21 protein-coding genes are annotated in these 19,586 nt (G+C 56.0%); 12 read left to right on the forward strand and 9 right to left on the reverse strand.

Annotated features, from left to right (window positions below; genetic code table 11):
• On the forward strand, positions 1 to 231 hold a 231-nt coding region (locus tag CMO10_RS14120; RefSeq protein ID WP_297023374.1), incomplete at its 5' end, for a co-chaperone GroES.
• A 60-nt stretch (positions 232 to 291) separates the two neighbouring features.
• Complete coding sequence (gene groL, locus CMO10_RS14125) at positions 292 to 1,947, forward strand: chaperonin GroEL (RefSeq protein ID WP_297023378.1); 1,656 nt, start codon at positions 292 to 294, stop codon at positions 1,945 to 1,947.
• Between the two features lie 108 nt (positions 1,948 to 2,055).
• Here the strand turns inward: groL and CMO10_RS14130 are convergent, their stop codons facing one another.
• Positions 2,056 to 3,150 carry an NADH:flavin oxidoreductase/NADH oxidase gene (locus CMO10_RS14130; RefSeq protein WP_297023381.1) on the reverse strand — a complete coding sequence of 365 codons (1,095 nt, stop codon included), beginning with the start codon at positions 3,148 to 3,150 and terminating at the stop codon, positions 2,056 to 2,058.
• Here CMO10_RS14130 and CMO10_RS14135 point away from each other — a divergent pair.
• Together CMO10_RS14135 and CMO10_RS14140 are read left to right on the forward strand one after the other, a co-directional pair.
• Entirely contained in the window at positions 3,149 to 3,412 is a 264-nt protein-coding gene (locus CMO10_RS14135; protein WP_297023384.1) for a hypothetical protein, read from the forward strand. The two genes, CMO10_RS14130 and CMO10_RS14135, sit on opposite strands and share 2 nt — an antisense overlap.
• 38 nt (positions 3,413 to 3,450) lie before the next feature.
• Entirely contained in the window at positions 3,451 to 3,954 is a 504-nt protein-coding gene (locus tag CMO10_RS14140; RefSeq protein ID WP_297023386.1) for an Hsp20/alpha crystallin family protein, read from the forward strand.
• Between the two features lie 92 nt (positions 3,955 to 4,046).
• Here the strand turns inward: CMO10_RS14140 and CMO10_RS14145 are convergent, their stop codons facing one another.
• Positions 4,047 to 5,168 (reverse strand): PLP-dependent cysteine synthase family protein, encoded by a 1,122-nt coding sequence (locus CMO10_RS14145; protein WP_297023389.1) that lies wholly within the window; start codon positions 5,166 to 5,168, stop codon positions 4,047 to 4,049.
• Between the two features lie 252 nt (positions 5,169 to 5,420).
• Between CMO10_RS14145 and fliN the strand changes: the two genes are divergently transcribed.
• Positions 5,421 to 5,723, forward strand: coding sequence for a flagellar motor switch protein FliN (gene fliN, locus CMO10_RS14150; protein WP_040823589.1), 303 nt, complete (start codon positions 5,421 to 5,423; stop codon positions 5,721 to 5,723).
• A gap of 36 nt (positions 5,724 to 5,759) precedes the next feature.
• Here the strand turns inward: fliN and CMO10_RS14155 are convergent, their stop codons facing one another.
• The 3 genes from CMO10_RS14155 to CMO10_RS14165 form a co-directional block, all read right to left on the reverse strand.
• Complete coding sequence (locus tag CMO10_RS14155) at positions 5,760 to 6,425, reverse strand: tetratricopeptide repeat protein (RefSeq protein ID WP_297023392.1); 666 nt, start codon at positions 6,423 to 6,425, stop codon at positions 5,760 to 5,762.
• A gap of 120 nt (positions 6,426 to 6,545) precedes the next feature.
• Positions 6,546 to 6,902 carry a DUF2794 domain-containing protein gene (locus tag CMO10_RS14160; protein WP_297023394.1) on the reverse strand — a complete coding sequence of 119 codons (357 nt, stop codon included), beginning with the start codon at positions 6,900 to 6,902 and terminating at the stop codon, positions 6,546 to 6,548.
• Between the two features lie 135 nt (positions 6,903 to 7,037).
• A complete protein-coding gene (locus tag CMO10_RS14165; protein ID WP_044827416.1) occupies positions 7,038 to 7,463 on the reverse strand; it encodes a hypothetical protein in 426 nt (141 codons plus the stop codon).
• Between the two features lie 497 nt (positions 7,464 to 7,960).
• Between CMO10_RS14165 and CMO10_RS14170 the strand changes: the two genes are divergently transcribed.
• The 3 genes from CMO10_RS14170 to der all read left to right on the forward strand — a co-directional run bounded on the left by CMO10_RS14170 (position 7,961) and on the right by der (position 11,657).
• Positions 7,961 to 8,611 (forward strand): tetratricopeptide repeat protein, encoded by a 651-nt coding sequence (locus CMO10_RS14170; protein WP_297023400.1) that lies wholly within the window; start codon positions 7,961 to 7,963, stop codon positions 8,609 to 8,611.
• 69 nt (positions 8,612 to 8,680) lie between these two features.
• A complete protein-coding gene (locus CMO10_RS14175; RefSeq protein ID WP_297023410.1) occupies positions 8,681 to 10,015 on the forward strand; it encodes an outer membrane protein assembly factor BamB family protein in 1,335 nt (444 codons plus the stop codon).
• A gap of 115 nt (positions 10,016 to 10,130) precedes the next feature.
• Complete coding sequence (gene der, locus CMO10_RS14180) at positions 10,131 to 11,657, forward strand: ribosome biogenesis GTPase Der (protein ID WP_297023412.1); 1,527 nt, start codon at positions 10,131 to 10,133, stop codon at positions 11,655 to 11,657.
• A 78-nt stretch (positions 11,658 to 11,735) separates the two neighbouring features.
• Here der and CMO10_RS14185 read toward each other — a convergent pair whose 3' ends face one another.
• Together CMO10_RS14185 and CMO10_RS14190 are read right to left on the reverse strand one after the other, a co-directional pair.
• Positions 11,736 to 12,176: a c-type cytochrome gene (locus CMO10_RS14185; RefSeq protein WP_297023414.1), complete on the reverse strand. Its 441-nt coding sequence runs from the start codon at positions 12,174 to 12,176 to the stop codon at positions 11,736 to 11,738.
• 119 nt (positions 12,177 to 12,295) lie between these two features.
• On the reverse strand, positions 12,296 to 13,144 hold the full coding sequence (locus CMO10_RS14190) for a MurR/RpiR family transcriptional regulator (protein WP_297023415.1): 849 nt from the start codon (positions 13,142 to 13,144) through the stop codon (positions 12,296 to 12,298).
• Positions 13,145 to 13,257: 113 nt separating this feature from the next.
• On the opposite strand from CMO10_RS14190, the gene CMO10_RS14195 reads away from it, so the two are divergent.
• From CMO10_RS14195 to CMO10_RS14210, 4 genes are read left to right on the forward strand one after another with little or no spacing between them, the layout of a single operon-like run.
• The gene (locus CMO10_RS14195; protein WP_297023416.1) at positions 13,258 to 13,995 is read left to right on the forward strand and encodes a 5-formyltetrahydrofolate cyclo-ligase; all 738 of its coding nucleotides are present in this window, start codon (positions 13,258 to 13,260) and stop codon (positions 13,993 to 13,995) included.
• Between the two features lie 52 nt (positions 13,996 to 14,047).
• Positions 14,048 to 15,028: an ABC transporter substrate-binding protein gene (locus tag CMO10_RS14200; protein ID WP_297023418.1), complete on the forward strand. Its 981-nt coding sequence runs from the start codon at positions 14,048 to 14,050 to the stop codon at positions 15,026 to 15,028.
• A gap of 1 nt (position 15,029) precedes the next feature.
• Positions 15,030 to 15,800 carry an ABC transporter ATP-binding protein gene (locus tag CMO10_RS14205; RefSeq protein ID WP_297023419.1) on the forward strand — a complete coding sequence of 257 codons (771 nt, stop codon included), beginning with the start codon at positions 15,030 to 15,032 and terminating at the stop codon, positions 15,798 to 15,800.
• Positions 15,787 to 17,358, forward strand: a complete 1,572-nt coding sequence (locus CMO10_RS14210) for an ABC transporter permease (protein WP_297023422.1) — start codon at positions 15,787 to 15,789, stop codon at positions 17,356 to 17,358. Before CMO10_RS14205 ends, CMO10_RS14210 begins: the two co-directional genes overlap by 14 nt.
• 87 nt (positions 17,359 to 17,445) lie before the next feature.
• On the opposite strand, the gene CMO10_RS14215 is transcribed toward CMO10_RS14210, so the two are convergent.
• Together CMO10_RS14215 and purF are read right to left on the reverse strand one after the other, a co-directional pair.
• Positions 17,446 to 18,159: an SDR family NAD(P)-dependent oxidoreductase gene (locus CMO10_RS14215; RefSeq protein WP_297023424.1), complete on the reverse strand. Its 714-nt coding sequence runs from the start codon at positions 18,157 to 18,159 to the stop codon at positions 17,446 to 17,448.
• Positions 18,156 to 19,586 (reverse strand): amidophosphoribosyltransferase (gene purF / locus CMO10_RS14220; protein ID WP_297023426.1); only part of this gene is annotated, 1,431 nt, incomplete at its 5' end. The genes purF and CMO10_RS14215, both read right to left, overlap by 4 nt.

The following is a 19,586-nucleotide window of genomic DNA, read 5'->3' on the forward strand; positions in this document are numbered from 1 at the left end:
AAGACTGCCGGTGGCATCATTATTCCGGATACCGCCAAAGAAAAACCGCAGGAAGGCGAAGTCGTCGCTGTTGGTTCTGGCGTTCGCAAAGACGATGGCTCGGTTGCAGCCCTCGACGTCAAAGCAGGTGACAAAGTCCTGTTTGGCAAATGGTCGGGCACCGAAGTCAAGGTTGACGGCGAAGAGCTGTTGATCATGAAAGAATCCGACATCATGGGCATCATGGAATAAGTCAGCCCTTTGGGTGACTTAAGTCCACGTTCATCCGTCTCATAGAGAGGAAAGAATATTATGGCTGCTAAAGAAGTAAAATTCTCCACCGACGCACGCGCCAAAATGCTGCGCGGTGTCGACATCCTGGCAGACGCTGTCAAGGTAACGCTTGGCCCGAAAGGCCGTAACGTTGTTATCGAAAAGTCCTTCGGCGCACCGCGCGTGACCAAGGACGGTGTTTCGGTCGCCAAAGAAATCGAGCTGACCGACAAGTTCGAAAACATGGGCGCACAGATGGTTCGCGAAGTCGCGTCGAAAACCGCCGATCTGGCTGGTGACGGCACCACGACCGCAACCGTTCTGGCACAGGCAATCGTTCGTGAAGGCAACAAGTCCGTTGCTGCCGGCATGAACCCGATGGACCTGAAGCGCGGTATTGACCTCGCAACTTCCAAAGTGATCGAATCCATCCAGAGCCGCGCACGTAAAGTTGCCGGTCGCGACGAGATCGCACAGGTTGGTAACATCTCTGCTAACGGTGACCGTGAAGTCGGCGACATGATCGCTGAAGCCATGGAAAAAGTTGGCAACGAAGGTGTTATCACCGTTGAGGAAGCAAAAGGCCTGCACACCGAACTCGACGTTGTCGAAGGCATGCAGTTCGACCGTGGTTACCTGTCCCCGTACTTCGTAACCAACCCGGAGAAAATGGTCGCAGAAATGGATGCTCCGTACATCCTGCTGTTCGACAAGAAAATCTCCTCGCTTCAGCCGATCCTTCCGCTGCTTGAGTCGGTCGTTCAGTCCGGCAAGCCGCTTCTGATTATTGCTGAAGACATCGAAGGCGAAGCACTGGCAACGCTCGTTGTCAACAAGCTGCGCGGTGGTCTGAAAATCGCTGCTGTTAAAGCACCGGGCTTCGGCGACCGTCGTAAAGCGATGCTCGAAGACATCGCCATCCTTACCGGTGGTCAGGTTGTCTCCGAAGATCTCGGCATCAAGCTGGAAAGCGTTACGCTTGACATGCTCGGTACCGCGAAATCGGTTACCATCACCAAAGAAGAAACCACCATCGTTGATGGTGCTGGTGAGAAAGCACAGATCGAAGCACGCGTCGGCCAGATCCGTGCCCAGATCGAAGAAACCACCTCTGACTACGATCGTGAAAAACTGCAGGAACGTCTCGCGAAACTCGCAGGCGGCGTTGCAGTGATCAAAATCGGTGGCGCTTCGGAAATCGAAGTGAAAGAACGCAAAGACCGCGTTGACGATGCCCTGCACGCGACCCGCGCTGCTGTTGAAGAAGGCATTGTTGCTGGTGGTGGTACTGCTCTGCTGTACTCCGTCAAGGCACTCGAAGGTCTCGAAGGTGAAAACCACGACCAGACCATCGGTGTTGACATCGTTCGCCGTGCCCTGCAGGCACCGGTTCGTCAGATCGCAACCAACGCTGGCGTAGACGGCGCGGTTGTTGCTGGCAAACTGCTTGAGCAGGACGACGTAGAGTTCGGTTATGACGCTCAGAAGGGCGAATACACCAACCTGATCAAAGCTGGCATCATCGACCCGGCCAAAGTTGTTCGTACTGCCCTGCAGGACGCAGCATCGGTCGCAGGTCTGCTGATCACCACCGAATGCATGATCGCCGAAAAGCCGGAAGAGAAGTCGGCTGGCGGCGCGCCTGACATGGGCGGCATGGGTGGTATGGGCGGCATGGGTGGCATGGGCTTCTAAGCCTTACCCCAACCGACCTTCACGCTACAGGAAAGGCCCCGCAATCGCGGGGCCTTTTTTGTTTGGTCAGAGTTGAATAAAGCCCTGTTACCTATTTTACGGGTAGGTTCAACCGAACAGCTTTTTCAACGCGCGCGGTTGGCACCGAAGGTATTGGGGGGCTGCCTTGACCTCTGCGCCAAGGGTTGCAGCAGCATGCCATGGCCAGCGCGGGTCATAGAGGATCCCGCGTGCAAGGGCGATGGCATCGGCCTGCCCGGTAAAGGTGATGGCTTCGGCCTGTTCTGCTTCGGTGATCAGGCCAACCGCAATCGTTGGCATTGAGACTTCCGACTTGATGCGCGCGGCGAACGGCACCTGATAGCTCGGGCCGAGCGGGATTTTCTGTTCGATATGCAGGCCACCCGACGAGATATGGATAAAGTCGCATCCGCGCGCATCAAGCAGCTTGGCAAGGGCGACGCTTTGTTCGATATCCCAGCCATCCTCGACCCAGTCGGTGGCGGAAATACGAATGCCGACCGGATAGTCCTTACCAACGGCCGCACGGATGGCGTCAAAGACTTCTAGAACGATACGGGTGCGGTTTTCAAACGATCCGCCATATTCATCGTCACGCTTGTTGGCATGTGGTGACATGAATTGATGCAGCAGGTAACCATGCGCGCCATGAATTTCGATGGCGTCGAAGCCAAGCCGGACGGAGCGTTTGGCGCTTTCGGCAAAGGCCGCAACGATTTCGGTAATCCGTGCCTTGGACAGGCTTTCGGGAACCGGATCGCCTTCCTTGAACGGGATGGCGGACGGGGCGACAACCTGCCAGCCATTTTCATCATCCGGGGACAGCGCATGCGCACCAAGCCACGGCTTTTCGCAGGATGCCTTGCGCCCGGCATGGGCAAGCTGGACGGCAATTGGCATGTCGGAATGGCTGCGCACGGCTGCCAGTGTTCCGGCAAGGGCGGCTTCGGTTTCATCATTCCAAAGGCCGACATCGCCATAGGTAATCCGGCCTGCGGGTTCGACAGCGGTGGCTTCAATGATCAGAAGCCCGGCACCCGATTGTGCCAGATTGCCCAGATGCATGTCATGCCAGGGCGCTGTTTTGCCATCGGTGGCGGAATACTGGCACATCGGCGCAATGATGATGCGGTTGTCGAGTTCAAGCGACCCCAGCTTCAGGGGCGTGAAAAGCGTACTCATGGAAAACTTCCTTGGTTCTGGAAACGGGCAGGGCCCGATCAACAATGAAAAGAAGCTATCGTGCGCGCGCCCTGTTCGCCAGTCCGAAGCCAAATTATTTCAGGAAATGGAACGGCTTGGATGCGGCAGCGGTAAAAAACGCGAAAAAATTTCAAAAAAATGCATGGCAAGACTTGCGGAAATTTTCACCCGATCTATCTCAAGATCGGAAAGGGGCATGGTGCCCCGATACGCGTCAAGGTTGCAGCCTGGTCTGGACTGATGGCGCAAGATTACTCGTCTGTAATGGAGGGTACTATAATGACTGGTCTTCAGACTCTTAATGGATCTCGTCGTCTGTCTTCGGCACCGACTTATGGTGATCCTTTCACCCTACTTTCCCGTGATGTCGACCGCATGATCGGTTCGATCTTTGGCAACCGTGCTGTTGCTTCGGCACAGGCACCGGCCGAAGACGGCGAAGCCGCCAAAACGTGGCTCAGCCCGCAGATCGACATCTATGACGGCGAAGATCACTATGAACTTTCTGCCGAACTCCCGGGCGTTGAACAGGATGACGTCGATGTCGAAGTACTTGACGGCGTTCTGACCATCACCGGCGAGAAAAAATTCAGCCGTGAAAGCAAGGACGGTGCCCATGTCGTCGAACGCAGCTATGGCAGCTTCAAGCGGTCCTTCCGCCTGAATGACACCATTGATGCCGACAACATTACCGCATCCTTCAAGAACGGCGTTCTGGTGCTTACTCTTCCGAAGGTAGCAGAACAGAAGCCTGAACCGCGCAAGATTGCGGTTAACGGCTAAGGACTGTCTCTCCTCCCTCGTGAAGTTCTCCCCTGATAGCCTGACGGGCGGTTTTACCGCCCGTCTTTTTTGTGTTTGCAGGGGACTTGGGATCAGATCGCCGAACGGCGGACATAGCCGCTGCACTGATCAAGGGGCATGTCAAACAGACCTGTTTCATCGAAGCGTGCAAGAGCCTCTGTCCAGGGTGTCAGATCGATGTTCTGTGCCTTGAGCCAGTCGGGATTGTAATAGGTGTCGCAATAGCGATCCCCGCCATCGCACAACAGGGTGACAACCGATCCCGATTGCCCGGCGGTTTTCATTTCAGAAATCAACGACAGGGTGGCAATCAGGTTGGTGCCGGTTGACCCGCCGCAGCGCCGGCCAAGATGCTTTTCAAGGTAATAAAGGGCGGCAAAGCTCGCCGCATCGGGAATGCGATACATCCGGTCCACGACAGTCGGGTTGAAGCTGGGCTCGACCCTTGGGCGGCCGATGCCCTCGACACGTGATCCCTTGTTGTTGGTGACCGAACAATCGCCGGTTTCATAGCTATCATAGAAAACCGAGTTTTCCGGATCGGCAACACATAGCTCGCAGCCCTGACCAAGGCTTCGGCCATAACGGATATAGCGTCCGACCGTCGATGACGTGCCGCCGGTTCCGGCGCCAACCACGACCCAGCGCGGGACCGGATGGGTTTCACGTTTGAGCTGATCAAAGATGCTTTCGGCGATGTTGTTATTGCCGCGCCAGTCGGTCGCGCGTTCGGCATAGGTGAACTGGTCCATGTAATGACCGCCCAGTTCACGTGCCAGACGTTGCGATTCCTCATAAATCTGGCCGCTATGGTCAACCAGATGGCTTTCGCCGCCATAAAAGGCGATCTGATCGATTTTCTGCTGCGATGTCGATTTCGGCATCACCGCAATGAACCGCAGCCCCAGTAGCTTGGCAAAGTAGGCCTCCGACACCGCGGTTGAGCCACTTGATGCCTCGATAATCGGGGTGTCCTTGGTGATCCAGCCATTACACAGCCCATACAAAAACAGCGAGCGCGCCAGACGGTGTTTCAGGCTGCCCGACGGGTGGGTCGACTCATCTTTCAAATACAACCCGATATCGCCAAGCTTTGGCAGATCAAGGCGGATCAGATGGGTGTCGGCAGACCGGTTGAAATCGGCTTCAATCGTGCTGATGGCATCTGCCACCCATTGGCGGTCATAGGGCATGAAACATCCTGACTCTGGTTGGATCATTGTGTGGGCATGGTCATGGCGTGGCCCGGAATTGCGATCTGTTTAGGTCAAAATAATACAAAAAACGACAGTAAAATTGTGTCGATACATTCGGGGCAGAGTAGGGGCCTTCGGCCCGCTCATATCGATTTTCAACAGATTGGGCTTGCTAACACTTTTTTCAAAGCTAACCTTTACTGTAGTTAGTTCTCGATTCTTTCGATTTGACTGGATGGCTCGCAAATCATGGCTGACGACGATAAGGATCCGTTTAGCGTACGCATGGGTGCCTCGGACATCGGGGCGGCTTATGATGTGCCTGTGCGCGTATCAACGGTGATTGGCAAAAGCCAGATTCAGGTCGCGCAATTGATGCGCCTGACGCGCGGGGCCGTGCTTGAACTGGACCGCCGTGTTGGTGAGCCTGTCGATATCTATGTCAATAACCGGCTGGTGGCGCGTGGCGAACTGGTCGTGGTTGATGAAAACCTTGGGGTGACCATTACCGAAGTCGTCAAAAGCGGCATGGTCATCGAGACCCACCACTAATCTCTTCAAATCTGAAATGGACTGGTTGTTGTCGGCCTAAAGCAGGCTTTCGGCGGCAAGGCGTTTGTCTACGCGCGCGATTTCTTCCGGGCGCAGGCGCGGTTCAAGGGCTGCAATGGCCGCGTGCGGATCAAGTGGTTCTTCCTCGCCCGCCCCGGTCGGGAAGGTGATCGTGCCGCGTGCCGAACGTCTGAGCCAGTAATAGGCATCGGCGTAGTTCTGTTTGACACCCCAGCCACGTTCAAGCAGGGCGCCATACATGAATTGCCCGGCATGCATGTTTTCGTTTGCGGCGATTTCAAAATAGTGGGCGGCCTCGACAAAGTTCTGGCGCACGCCCCGACCATGGAAATACTGCACGCCGATCATATAGGCGGCATTGCCGTTATGCGGGTCGATCTCAAGCGCGCGTTTGAAATATTTGGTTGCCCGAAAATGGTCATAAGATAGGCCATAGCCATTGAAGTGCAGCAGCCCCAGATAATAGGTCGCGCCACCATGGTTGGCCTTTGCCGCCTGAATGAACCGCCCGGCCGCCATGGCATATTCCGGTTTGCCGAGATCACCACGAAAATACATCAGGCCAAGCGCATATTGGGCGTAAGGGTCGTCTTCCTCTGCCGCCAGTTTCCAGAAGGATTGTGCGCGCCGATAATCACCCGCCTGATAGGCGTAATAGCCGGTCTGGTATTCCTTGCTCATGCCAGCTGTCTGGCCGCTTGTGGGCAGCAGCACACAGGCAAACAGGATCAAGGCGAGGGCGATAAGGGGATGTCGGCCGGAATGGCAGGCCGATGGGCGGCGAGTCACGTTATGGAACCATCAGGAATTTGTTTTAAAGAGCGGGACGACCTTGCGGGCGCGTTTTTCGATGGCTTCAAGCACATTGACGATATCGGAACTTTGTTTGATGCGCTCACCACTATGCAGGGCGACAAACTGTCCGGCGTTTTTGTGTTCGCTGCCCAATTTTATGATCGTGAAAAGTGGGGTTTCGTGGGTGGAGCGGAAAATGGAAAACATCGCCACCCCGTCCAGATGGTCGATGGCATAATCCTTCCAGGCACCGCTGGCAACCTGTCTTGAATAGGTGTTCATGAGTTTCATCAGTTCAGTCCGGTCAAAATGCACAAAGCTCTTGGCTTTGCGGTACTTTGCCAAATCGAACAATGTTCCCATGGGTTACTCCGCCAGCGTGTGTCCGTGATTATCCTTTGGCCCGGGGGCTTGATGACAACCATGTGACACGGTAGCGCGGATTGACCGATGTCTCAAGTTTCAATGGATGAAAAGCACACCAAATGGTGCGCGTGTTTACAGGCTGCGCGAACGGGTCGGCGGCCAATCGACAGTCTGCGATCCGGTGTTATACGGGTCCGGCGTGCGATAGCAGCTGACAGCCGCCAATGAGCGATAGCAATAAAGCGGGGTTTCCGGCACCGGTTCCTTTTTGCAATAGGATTTGCCGTCAATCTTGCGGATGGTCGAGCAATCCTGACCGGTCGAAAGCGAAACCGCATGGTCGATCAGGGTCTTGTCGGAGTTCACGATGCTGATCACGTCAAAGGCCAGATACCATTCACCGCCGGTGAAGATGCTGGTGCCGACGATATCGGACATCGTCGTGCTGCAACCCGAAACGGTCGATCCCATGACAGCGGCAAACAGTCCGGCAAGGATACGCTGTCGGATAATGCGCCGTTTTGAGGCCTTGGTATGTGCAATCTCGCGACGTTTCATTGTGGTCTCCGTCCGCGCACCGGGCAATTATGACCGATGACAAGTTCAAATCTGTTCCCTTGCCAGATATATAAGCAAGCCCTGTGCCGAACCGCAGGGGCGCCGCCCATAAAAGGCGATATGGCGTTCCATCGCCATGTTTCCAGCCGGTTTTGGCAATGTCACGGCCCGCGAGGGTGATTGTGATGCTGCCCGGCAAAGCTTTCAAAGCGGTTTAAAACGGTCGATCTTGCGGGTGATTTCTTTAGCTAGCAGGCAATTCTTTCCCGTCGGGATGAGACTGCCCGAATTGGGCCATATCGGGCTGATAGCACCTGCATTTGTGATGTTGCGCGCCCGCTTATTTCCGGGGTGGGTGAAAATAATCATAGGAATGACGGGATTGGTGTCGAGCAGACTTGACCCTGTACCCGCTGGCGCGTTAAATCCTTGCCAGAATTTTTTCAGATAAGCGGGCAGGTTGCCCGCTTTATTGTGACCGGATTGGAGCCGTTTTCGTGGTTGATATTTTCCAGGAAGTCGAAGAAGACCTGAAGCGTGAACGCAGCGAAGAGCTGTGGCGCAAATACGGGAAATACGTGATCGGCGTTGCAGCGGCCATCGTTCTGGGTGTTGCCGGTCGTGAAGGCTGGAAAACCTATGAGAGCAGCACCAGCATCGAAAACGGCACCCGTCTTGCCAATGCTGTCGAGCTGGCACAGGACAGCGCAACCGATCAGGACGCCGCACTGGCCGCCCTTGATGCGATCATTGCAGATGGCAATGCCGACTTTGTCGCCCTTGGCCATTTCCAGAAGGCGGCTGTTTATTTGCGCGCTGATGCGGTTCCGTCTGCGATTACCGAACTCGAAGCCATTGCCGGTAATTCCGACATTGAGCAGGTTTATCGTGACCTTGCCGTGGTGCAGATCGCAATGAACAGCGCGAGTGCCGGCAATGCATCGGACCTGATTGCCCGTCTGGAGCCGATCGCAGTGCCGGAAAACGCATGGTATTACTCGGCACGTGAAATGATCGCACTTCTGCACATCGCCGGTGGCGAGGTTGAGGCCGCGAAGCCGCTTCTGACCGAGATTGCCGACGATAACAGTGCGCCGCAGGGCATGCGCGCACGCGCAAGTGAAATTCTCAAGGCTGTTGGTGCCTAACGTCACCCAGGCACCAACGGGTCGCGATCCGCGATCCACATGACGTGAGCTTTTTCAGGGGATAGGGTTTTGACCACACGCGGTATTAAGTCACTTCTGTGCGTAATGGGCCTAACGGGCCTTTTGGCAGGGTGTTCTGGTTGGCTTGGCGAGGCGGAAGATCCGCCACTTCCGGGCGAGCGTATTTCTGTCCTTGCCCTGCAAAGCACGGTTCAGCCTGATGTGGCACTCAGCGATCAGCGCGTGATCCTGCCCGAACCGGAACCGATGGTCGACTGGCCGCAGAATGGTGGCTATCCGAGCCACGCGTTGCATCACGTTGCCCTTGATAACGAAGTCCTTGAGCAGGACTGGTCGATTGATATCGGCGAAGGGTCGATGGATGACAACCTTCTACTCAATCAGGCGATTATTGCGCGTGGTGTGATCTTTACCATTGATGCGTCTGCCGAAGTGCGTGCCTATGCCGCGACGTCGGGCAAACGCATCTGGTCGCTTGAACTGGCACCCGAGGACGAAGAAGACAGCACCCTTTTGGGTGGTGGTCTGGCTTATGAAGCCGGTGTCATCTATGCCACGACGGGCTTTGCTGAGATCATCGCCATTGATGCGCCAAGTGCCACGGTTCTCTGGCGTCAGCAGGTCAGTGCACCAATGCGCTCCGCACCGACCGTGCGCGGTGGTCGCGTCTTTGCCATTACCATTGATAACCAGACCGTTGCTTTGAATGCGCGGACCGGTGAAACGCTTTGGAGCCACCGTGGTGCGGCCGAAGGCGCATCCTTTATCGGTGGTGCCAGCCCCGCAGTTGATCAGGGCGTTGTGATTTCGGCCTATTCCACGGGGGAGCTTAATGCCCTTCGCGTGGAAAATGGTCAGGTGATCTGGTCGGATGCGCTCGCCGCTGCCGGTCGTACCGATGCGGTGTCGGCGATTGCCGATATTCGTGGCCTGCCGGTGATTGATAATGATCTGGTGATTGCCACAAGCAACTCCGGCCTGACGACGGCGATTGACCTGCGTACAGGCTATCGCGTCTGGGAACTGGAGGCCGGTGGCATCCAGTCACCGTGGGTGGCCGGCGAATATGTATACCTGCTAACCAATACAAATGACTTGATTGCCTTGCGTCGGAAGACCGGACAGGTTAAATGGGTCACCGTTCTGCCCCGTTATACCGATCCCGAGGATCAGGAAGGCCCGATTGTCTGGACAGGGCCGGTTCTGGCCGGTGACAGGTTGATCGTTGGTAACGAGCAGGGCGAAGTAATGACTGTTTCCCCTTATAGCGGTGACATTCTGGGAATGGATGAAGTATCCGGCCCGATCACCTTGCCGCCATCTGTTGCCGGTGACAGCCTTTACTTCCTGACTGCGGATGCCGATCTAATCGCATATCGCTGATCGGTCAGGAACGAACACAGTTTTCGCAAGGTTTCCTTGCAGGTTTTTGCGATGCGCCGTGGGCCCGAATGCCCGCGGCGCATAACGCCTTTTATAACGAGAGTCTGAAAATCAGATGTCGCTGAAAGTTGCCATTATCGGTCGCCCCAATGTCGGTAAGTCGACCCTGTTTAACCGTCTGGTCGGCAAAAAGCTGGCACTTGTGGACGATCAGCCCGGCGTGACCCGTGACCGTCGTTACGGCAAGGGCCGCCTTGGCCATATGTCCTTTGACGTCATCGATACCGCTGGTCTTGAAGAGGCGTTTGATGATTCCGTCGAAGGCATGATGCGCCAGCAAAGTGAAAAGGCGTTCGAGGAATGCGATGTTGCGCTGTTCCTGATTGATGCCCGTGCCGGTCTGACGCCGCTTGATAACCACTTTGCCGACTGGCTGCGCAAGCGCAAAAAGCCGGTCTATGTCATTGCCAACAAGCACGAAGGCAAGGATCAGGATCCGGGCCTTTATGAGGCCTATGGCCTTGGTCTTGGCGATGTTGCGCCGATCTCGGCCGAGCATGGCCTTGGCATCGAGTTGCTCTATGACATTCTTGAACCGCACTGGAAAGAATGGAAAGACCGCGAACGCGTCGCCAAGCAGCATGCCCGTGAAGAGGCAGAAGCCGCCAGTGACGACGAAGACGATGATATCGACGATCTGATCGATCCGGATGGCTTTGCCGATGACGAGGGCGAGGTTTTCCCGTCCTATGAAATCGAATTCAGCGAAGATGATGAAGACGAAGACGGCGAATTGATCGTCGATGGTCCGCGGGACAATTCGAAAATCCAGCTCGCCATTGTTGGTCGTCCGAATGCCGGTAAATCAACCCTTCTGAACCAGCTGCTGGGCGAGGAGCGCGTCATGACGGGCCCGCAGGCCGGCCTTACCCGTGACTCGATTGCCGTCGACTGGTCTTATGAAGGTCGTCCGATCCGTCTGGTCGATACCGCAGGTATGCGCCGCAAGAAGAAGATCGACGACCGTGTCGAGAAGCTTTCGGTTGCCGATACGCTGCGCGTGATCCGTTATGCGCAGGTCGTGGTTCTGATGATCGATGCGACCAATACGCTTGATAAGCAGGACCTGACGATTGCACGCATGGTGCTGGAAGAAGGTCGTGCACTGATCATTGCGGTCAACAAGTGGGATGCGATCAAGGACAAGGCTGGCGTCATGCAGGAACTGCGTGACAAGCTTGATGTTTCCTTTGCGCAGGCCAAGGGTATTCCGGTCCTGACCTTCTCGGCCCTTACCGGCCGGGGCACGGACCGCCTGATGCCGACCGTGCTTGATATCCACGATATCTGGAGCCGCCGCATCCCGACCTCGCAGCTTAACCGCTGGCTTGAAGCCACGACCGAGCGCCATCTGCCGCCGGTCATTTCCGGGCGTCGTATTCGCCTGCGCTATATGACCCAGGCGAAATCGCGTCCGCCAAGCTTCTTTATCAACTGCTCCAAGGCGGCTGAACTGCCCGAAAGCTATACGCGCTACCTGATCAATGGCCTGCGTGAAGATTTCGACATGCCGGGCGTTCCGATCCGTATTTACCTTCGCAGCAGCGACAACCCATATGCCAACAAGAAAAAGAAACGCTAGTTTCGTACTCTTGCCAAACAGAACAAAGCCGCCCTCGGAAACGATGGGCGGCTTTTTCGTGCGGTAATGTCGACGGGATTATTCGAAGGCCGCAGACGGACCGTTATCAATGATTTCCTTGATATGGTCTGGCAGGTCTTCTTCGGTGAAGCCTTCCTGAATTTCACCGTTCTGTACAAAGGCGAAAATGTCGGCGATGTCCTGCCCGGAAAAATCGATCTGATAGCCTAGGTCAGCCTGCTGGAGAGCCAGCATCTGATGCGCGCCGCGCCACATGCGCGCAAAGAATTCAAACGGCTCACGCGCGACATTCATGTTCGACGCGTCAAGGCTGGTCGCAACATCACTGCCGACATTATTCACCGAATGACAGATCACACATCCGCGCTCGGCAAAGAGCGTCTTGCCGCGTTCTGCGTCCATCTCGGCCTGTGCCGGGGTGTTCAGAAGGGCGACGGTGCCAAGGACGGCTGCCGTGGTCAGTGCGACGGATTTGATGTTTCGGAAAGTCGGTCGCATCTTGGATCCCTCTGCGCATTGCGATGTTTTTGGCGGCTTGTTGCGGGCATCGTAACGGGGCAGTGGGCGGTTTGGCAATCAATTGATTGCACAGGCAAAACCGCGAACTTTCGTGCGTTCTATTCCATGATGTCGAGTTCTTCGACAATGGCATCAAGTGTATCAGCGCGTTGTTTGACCGACTCCGGATTTTTCCCGGCATAGGCAATGCCCATAAGGCGCAACGTGGAAAGCAGCGTGGCATGGGTTGGCAATAGGCCATAGCTTGTAACATGGCAGGGCAGAACCACATCGGAAAACCGCGCGGCCTGTTTTTCATAGCTGTGATCGGTAAGTGTTATGACGCGCATGCGCGATGTGCGGGCGTAATTGATGATCGGGCGCATGACCTTGGGGCGGGTGTCGATCGTCAGAAGGATCAGGGCATCGCGCGGGCCGACCATGGCCAGATCACTCGACCAGTCCTGGCCTATTCCCGAGATGTAATGAACCCCGTGACGCAGGCGCGAAAACATCGCACGCCCGGTGCGGGCAACGCCGTCCTCGGCTCCGAAACCGAGAAACCAGACGCTGGGGGCGGATGCAATAATATCGATTGTTTCCATCAGTTTGTAGGAACTGAGTTCCTCGAAACTGCGGGTCAGGTTCTGCAATTCCAGTTCCAGGTGATCGCCAATGGAACGCCCCAGTGAAACGGCACTGTCTGAAACAACGGTCTGGCGATAGGGCTGTTTCTGATTGCGTTCTTCGCGGGCCTGAAGGCGAACTTCCTCGAAATCGGCATATCCAAGAGAGCGAAAAAATCGCGCCGCTGTTGCCTTTGAAACGCCGGACAGATTGGCAATCTCGGTGGCGGTATGCGTTTCAATAATATCCTGATTTTCAAGGATAGTTTGCGCAATTTTCTTTTCGCCGCTTGTCAGGCGGGCCTGCTTTTCATGGATGCGTAAGATCAGTCGAGAAGCCATTTTCGACCCTTGTAGCCGGAGGTGAGCCAAGAAACATCTTGACGAATGAAACAGGTGTTTCTTATTTTTGAAACAGTGAAACGCATAATTATGAAACGACGCAGGATTGCATTATGTCAACCTCCAAGGTGGTTCGGGAACGAATTTGGTCAAAGCTTCACGATGTGGCGAAGCCCGATACTCGTTTTCATTTGAACTTTGCCGAAGTCATTCCCGACTTTGAAGGCTCCGAACAGGCTGTCGACAAAATCGTCGAAACCGAAGCCTATCAGAAATCCGAATTTGCCTTCATCACTCCGGATAACTGCCTTGCCGATCTGCGCCGCCGGATGATCGAGGATGGCAAAACCTTTGTCATGTCGACCTATGGCATCTATCGCGGCTTCCTGCTTCTGGAACCGTCAATGGTGCCCGATGGGGCGTCCCTTTATGCATCCTGGCTTGACGGGATGGAGCATTTTGCACGTCCGATCACGCTTGAAGAAATCGCCAAGCGCGGCCGCTTTGACTACATGGTGACCGGTGCGTCGGCGGTGTCGATGAACGGGGTCCGGTTTGGCAAGGGGCACGGCTTCTTTGACCTTGAATGGGGCATGTTCACCGACCTTGGTCTGGTTGATGAAACCACCCCGGTCGTTGCCGTTGTTCATGACGTTCAGGTGGTCGAGGAAATGCTTCAGCCATCGGAAACCGACATTCTTGTTGATCAGATCATGACACCCACCCGCGTGCTTGATGTCGGGCGCCGGGCAAAACGTCCGAGTGGCGTGAAATGGCCGCTTCTGGACCCAAAACAAATCGAGGAAACGCCTCCGCTTCAGGAACTTCAACGTATTCAGGGGCTGGCATAAGCGAAACAACTCGCAGGCCAGACTGCCGACAATCATGCAGGGAGATTAAGTTATGGATATGAAACTGAGCCGTCGCCGTTTTCTTGGCGCAGCCGCCGCAGGCGCCGCTGCATCCGCAATGCCGTTCGGATCATTCCGCGCAATGGCCGCATCGCCGTTTGCCATGCAGGCATCCTGGATCAATGATGCGGAATTCGCCGGGTATTTTCTGGGGATCGACAAGGGCTACTACGCTGAAGAAGGCCTTGATCTGAGCTATGCTTCGGGTGGACCGGATGTCATTCCTGAAAGCACGATCATCACCGGCCGTGCAGATTTAACCCTGACCACCCCGGATACCACCATCAAGGCAATTTCCGAGCAGGGCGCGCCGTTCAAAATCATCGGCACCCAGTATCAGAAAAACCCGATCGGGATTGTTTCGCTGAAATCCAACCCGATCAACAAACCCGAAGACCTTGTCGGCAAGACCCTTGCCGTGCCGCCGGTCAACGTCATTTCAGTTGAAGCAATGCTGAAACTGAACGGCATCGACAAGGCTGATGTCAACATCGTGCCTTATGCCTATGACCCGACCCCGCTGATCAAGGGCGAGATCGATGCCAGCCTTGATTTCACGACCAACGTGCCGTTTACCATTTCCCAGCAAGGGGCAGAGGCCACTTCGTTCCTGCTTTATGATTTCGGCTTTACCATCTTTAACGATACAGTCGTCGTGACCGAAGAAACGCTTAAAACCAAGCGCAAGGAACTGGTTGGCTGGCTGCGTGCATCCCGCCGTGGCTGGGAAGAGAACTTTGTTGATCCGACTGTCTGGCCGCCGAAATGGGCCGATAGCTGGTTCAACGGAACGGGCCGGACCATCGAAAACGAAATCTATTTCAACAAGGCGCAGCAGCCACTTGTTGAAAGCCCGAATGGCATCTTCTCGTTGGCTGAAGACGATATCGAAGCCTGCCTGAGTGCCCTTGGTCAGATCGGCATCAATGGCAACCGCGACATGTTCGATACCACGCTGCTTGAGGAGATCTAGTATGCCCGCCGGCGGGATCACATTCCACGGCGTCTGCAAGACATTCAGCGGGCGCGGTAAAACCATCGAGGCGCTCAGGGATTTCACCCTGAGCTGCCCTTCAGGGTCTTTTACCGCGATCATCGGTCCGTCTGGCTGTGGCAAATCCACGGCCATGCGGGTTGCGCTGGGTCTTGAGGGAGCTGACAAGGGCGCGGTCCTGATCGAGGATCGCGAACCGCTGGATGCGACGCGCGCCGGTCTGACCGGTGTTGCCTTTCAGGATGCGGCACTTTTGCCCTGGCGGTCTGTGCGCGAGAATGTCGAAGTGCCCCTGGAAGTCCTTAAAAAGAAGGTCCGGGATTTTGCCCCGGATGTTCAACATCTGATCGAACTGGTTGGCCTGAAGGGCTATGAAAACGCCCTGCCGGGCGAGCTTTCTGGCGGGATGCGCCAGCGTGTGGCAATTGCCCGTGCGCTGGTGACCCGCCCGCGCGTGCTGTTCATGGATGAACCCTTTGGGGCGCTGGATCAGATTTTGCGTCGTCAGATGAACTTTGAACTGCAACGCATCTGGCAGGAAAGCCAGGCCACGGCCTTTCTGGTGACCCACGGCATTGACGAGGCCGTCTTCCTTGCTGACCGCATCGCGGTGATGTCGGCCAACCCGGGGCGTCTTGCCGTCGTCATTGATGTGCCGTTCGAACGCCCGCGCAAGCCCGAACTGTTTTCCGATCCGGCCTTCCATGCCCTTTGCGACAAGGTTGCCGAGGTGCTTCATGGCGGGCAGTAAACAGTGGGCTGTTCCACTGCGCAATATTGCGATCCTGCTTCTGATCTGGGAGGTCGTCGGCAGACTTGATCTGATTGCTGATGGTGCCTTGCCCGGGATCAGTGAAATCCTGATCGGACTTTGGAATGACCGATCCGATTATCCGCTCCATGTCTGGGAAACGCTCAAGGCATCCGGACTGGGGTTTGTGATCGGCAATCTGCTTGGTGTGGTGGCCGGTGTATTCTTTGTACTCATACCGATGTCGCTGCGCGTCTTTCGCGGCTTGAACATTGCGATCTTTGCCCTGCCGCCGATTGCCATTGCGCCGATCCTGTCCCTGACCCTGTCGGGGTTGACGCCGCGCGTGGTTCTGGCGGCCCTTGGCTGTTATTTTGTGACCATGACGGCGACTGTGATCGGTTTGTCCCAATCTGATAGCCGGGCGGCCGACCTTATCCGCGTTTATGGCGGTGGGAACTGGCTGATCATGCGCATGGTGCAATTTAGAAGCGCCTTGCCATCCATCTTGTCAGGCTTGCGCGTTGCCGCCCCCAATGCGGTTCTTGGCGCCATCCTTGCCGAATTTGGCGGTGGCGGTCGCTGGGGCCTTGGTGCGTATCTTCTCGGATCGCTTGGTCGGGCGGAACCCGAACGCCTGTGGGGAATTGGTGTCGTCGCCACCCTGATTGCCGGTCTGGCTTATGGGGTGTTTGCCCTGATGTCACATCGCTTTGTCGGCGCAAGCCGCGCGGTCACCATGAACATGTCGGTGCCTGAAAAGGCCGGTGATGGATCAAGTTCGCCTGTTTCGTCTCTTTTGGCGGGGGCAATGGCTGTGCTTTTGCCTTTCCTGTTCTGGTGGGCATTTATCCGGCTTCTTGAAGTGCCGGCGATGATTTCGAAAACCCCGATTGGAGTGGTCGAGTATCTATTCTTTTCGCCGGCCGCGCAAAGTGCTCAGGAACGTCTGATTGCCGCCCTTTGGGAAACGCTACCGATTACAGGTGTCGGATTGGTTTGCGGTCTAAGCTTTGCCTTCGCACTGGCGATTTCATCACGGCTATTCCCGGGCTTCTTAAGGGCCTTCATGCCGGTTGCGCTGGTAACCCAGACCATGCCGTTGGTCGCACTGACCCCTTTGTTGGTTTTGCTGCTGGGGCGGGGTACGTCGCTGACACTTTGGGTGACGATCTCGGTTACCTTTTTTCCGGCATTCGTGATTTTGGCACAGGGAATATCGATGGTGCCGCGCGCGACCCGTGAACTGGCCATGGCTTATGGTGCTTCTGCCTGGCAGGAGCTGCGCATCATCACTGTTCCGGCATCCATGCCCTATCTGTTTGCTGCAACGCGCTTGACGGTGCCGCGTGCGCTTCTTGGGGTGATGATTGCCGAATGGCTGGCGACGGGTAAGGGGCTTGGCAATTTGTTGAACCAATCGCGCGGGTATATGGATTACGGCATGATCTGGACCGTGGCGGCCCTGTCCGTCATCCTTGCCGTTGTCTTCTACCAACTGGTCGTCGTCGTCGAACGGCGCGTCTTGCAGCGTATGGGCATGAGCACGGCCGAGTAGGGGCATTACCCAATTGCACACAAAACAAAAGACCTTGCTGTATGAGCAAGGCCTTTCTCAATTCTGAGTGCTGCGCGTGTGGCAAACTCAGGAAGCGTTGACCACTTCACCATGTTTGGTGCAGGACGTTTCTGCCAGATCGACGAAGACATCGGTGATGCTTTCAGGCGTCGGCAGGGTTTGGGGATCTTCGCCCGGATAGGCTTCGGCGCGCATTTTGGTGCGGATGCGGCCCGGATTGACGAGGTTGACCCGAACCTTGGTGTCTTCGAGTTCCTGCGCATAGGACAGAACAAGGCTTTCAAGTGCTGCCTTGGTCGAGGCATAAAGGCCCCAGAATGCGCGGCCCTTGCCTGATGCGTTCGAGGTCACGAAGATTGCACGACCAGCGTCTGAAAGCTGCAGGAGCTTGTCTGTCGTGCGGATCAGGTGGAAGTTCGCTGTGACGTTGGTGGCATAGGTGTTCTGGAACACCTGCGCATCAATATGACCAACCGGGGCGATTTCACCCAGAAGGCCGGCATTGCCCACCACGATATCGAGCTTGCCGAACCGTTCATAGATCGTCGGACCCAGCATGTCGATCTTGTCAAACATGGTCAGGTCCAGCGGCAGCAGGGTGATCTTGCCACCGGCTTCGGTGACATCGTCGCTGAGTTCTTCAAGCGCGCCGACATTACGGCCGACCGCAATCACATGCGCGCCTTCGGCAGCAAAGCGTTTGGCAACCGCACACCCGATCCCGTGCGAGGCCCCGGTGATCAGGGCAACGCGACCTTCAAGACGTTTGGTGTCGGTCATGCAGACTGCCTTTCAACCAGCTGGCTGAGCTTGCGGTCCTTGTTTTCGGCATTGTGATCGGTGAGCTTGATCGGGTAATCGCCGGTGAAGCACGCATCACAGAAGGCCGGGTTTTCGTTGTCACGGCCCTCAAGGCCAGTCGCACGGTAAAGACCGTCGATGGTGACGAAGGCCAGGCTATCAACGCCGATGATCTTGGCCATGCTTTCGATGTCGTGATTGGCCGCCATCAGTTTGTCTTTGGATGGGGTATCAACACCATAGAAGCACGGGTTCATGGTCGGCGGGCTGGTGATGCGCATATGCACCTCTGCCGCACCGGCCTGACGGACCAGATCAACGATCTTGGTCGAGGTGGTGCCACGCACGATCGAGTCATCCACCAGAATAACGCGCTTGCCCTTGAGCTTGCCAGGGTTCGCGTTGTGTTTCAGCTTCACGCCAAGGTGGCGGATCTGATCGGTCGGCTCAATAAAGGTACGCCCGACATAATGGTTACGAATGATGCCCAGTTCGAACGGAATACCGCTTTCCTCGGCATAGCCAAGCGCGGATGGCACGCCGGAATCCGGGATCGGCACGACAACGTCGGCCTCAACAGCAGATTCACGGGCCAGTTCACGACCGATATGTTTGCGCACGTCATAAACGCTTGTGCCTTCGACGATGCTGTCGGGGCGGGCGAAATAGACATGCTCGAAAATGCAGAAGCGCGATTTTTGCGGTTTGAACGGCTTGATCGAACGCAGGCCATCATCGGTGATTTCAACGATCTCGCCCGGTTCGACGTCGCGGATGAATTCCGCGCCAACGATATCAAGGCCGACCGTTTCCGATGACAGGATATAGGCGTCATTAAGCTTGCCCAGAACCAGCGGGCGGACACCAAGCGGGTCACGCACACCAATCAGTTTCTTCTGGGTCATGACGACCAGCGAATAAGCCCCTTCGACCTGACGGACCGCATCGATCAGGCGATCGACGATCTTTTCATAAAGGCTGGTCGCGATCAGGTGAATGAAGGTTTCAGTATCCGAGGTCGATTGAAAAATCGAGCCACGCTTGACCAGACGTTCACGCACTGCAAGCGAGTTGGTCAGGTTGCCGTTATGGGCAATCGCCAGACCACCGAATTCGAAATCGGCAAAAAGCGGCTGCACGTTGCGAAGGCCCTTGCCACCCGCAGTGGAGTAGCGCACATGGCCAACCGCACGGTGACCGGGCAGGCTTTTGATAACATCTTCGGATCCGAAGATATCGCCAACCTGGCCGGATGCCCTGTGTGCTGGAAAATCTTCGCCGTCATAGGACACAATGCCCGCGGCTTCCTGTCCGCGATGCTGCAGGGCATGCAGGCCAAGGGCCGTCAGTGCCGTCGCATCGGGGGAGCCAAATACGCCAAAGACGCCACATTCTTCACGTAGCTT

Source organism: Thalassospira sp. (genome assembly GCF_002709775.1).
Lineage (GTDB): Bacteria > Pseudomonadota > Alphaproteobacteria > Rhodospirillales > Thalassospiraceae > Thalassospira.

What these genes read in the sequence shown, in the direction of transcription:
- CMO10_RS14130 (WP_297023381.1), bottom strand. Translation starts at nt 3,150, where the DNA reads ATGAGTACGCTTTTCACGCCCCTGAAGCTGGGGTCGCTTGAACTCGAC.
- CMO10_RS14190 (WP_297023415.1), bottom strand. Translation starts at nt 13,144, where the DNA reads ATGGCTTCTCGACTGATCTTACGCATCCATGAAAAGCAGGCCCGCCTG.
- CMO10_RS14215 (WP_297023424.1), bottom strand. Translation starts at nt 18,159, where the DNA reads ATGACCGACACCAAACGTCTTGAAGGTCGCGTTGCCCTGATCACCGGG.
- der (WP_297023412.1), top strand. Translation starts at nt 10,131, where the DNA reads ATGTCGCTGAAAGTTGCCATTATCGGTCGCCCCAATGTCGGTAAGTCG.
- fliN (WP_040823589.1), top strand. Translation starts at nt 5,421, where the DNA reads ATGGCTGACGACGATAAGGATCCGTTTAGCGTACGCATGGGTGCCTCG.
- groL (WP_297023378.1), top strand. Translation starts at nt 292, where the DNA reads ATGGCTGCTAAAGAAGTAAAATTCTCCACCGACGCACGCGCCAAAATG.
- CMO10_RS14210 (WP_297023422.1), top strand. Translation starts at nt 15,787, where the DNA reads ATGGCGGGCAGTAAACAGTGGGCTGTTCCACTGCGCAATATTGCGATC.
- CMO10_RS14200 (WP_297023418.1), top strand. Translation starts at nt 14,048, where the DNA reads ATGGATATGAAACTGAGCCGTCGCCGTTTTCTTGGCGCAGCCGCCGCA.
- CMO10_RS14135 (WP_297023384.1), top strand. Translation starts at nt 3,149, where the DNA reads ATGGAAAACTTCCTTGGTTCTGGAAACGGGCAGGGCCCGATCAACAAT.
- CMO10_RS14160 (WP_297023394.1), bottom strand. Translation starts at nt 6,902, where the DNA reads ATGGGAACATTGTTCGATTTGGCAAAGTACCGCAAAGCCAAGAGCTTT.
- CMO10_RS14155 (WP_297023392.1), bottom strand. Translation starts at nt 6,425, where the DNA reads ATGAGCAAGGAATACCAGACCGGCTATTACGCCTATCAGGCGGGTGAT.
- CMO10_RS14185 (WP_297023414.1), bottom strand. Translation starts at nt 12,176, where the DNA reads ATGCGACCGACTTTCCGAAACATCAAATCCGTCGCACTGACCACGGCA.
- CMO10_RS14140 (WP_297023386.1), top strand. Translation starts at nt 3,451, where the DNA reads ATGACTGGTCTTCAGACTCTTAATGGATCTCGTCGTCTGTCTTCGGCA.
- CMO10_RS14205 (WP_297023419.1), top strand. Translation starts at nt 15,030, where the DNA reads ATGCCCGCCGGCGGGATCACATTCCACGGCGTCTGCAAGACATTCAGC.
- CMO10_RS14195 (WP_297023416.1), top strand. Translation starts at nt 13,258, where the DNA reads ATGTCAACCTCCAAGGTGGTTCGGGAACGAATTTGGTCAAAGCTTCAC.
- CMO10_RS14165 (WP_044827416.1), bottom strand. Translation starts at nt 7,463, where the DNA reads ATGAAACGTCGCGAGATTGCACATACCAAGGCCTCAAAACGGCGCATT.
- CMO10_RS14145 (WP_297023389.1), bottom strand. Translation starts at nt 5,168, where the DNA reads ATGCCCTATGACCGCCAATGGGTGGCAGATGCCATCAGCACGATTGAA.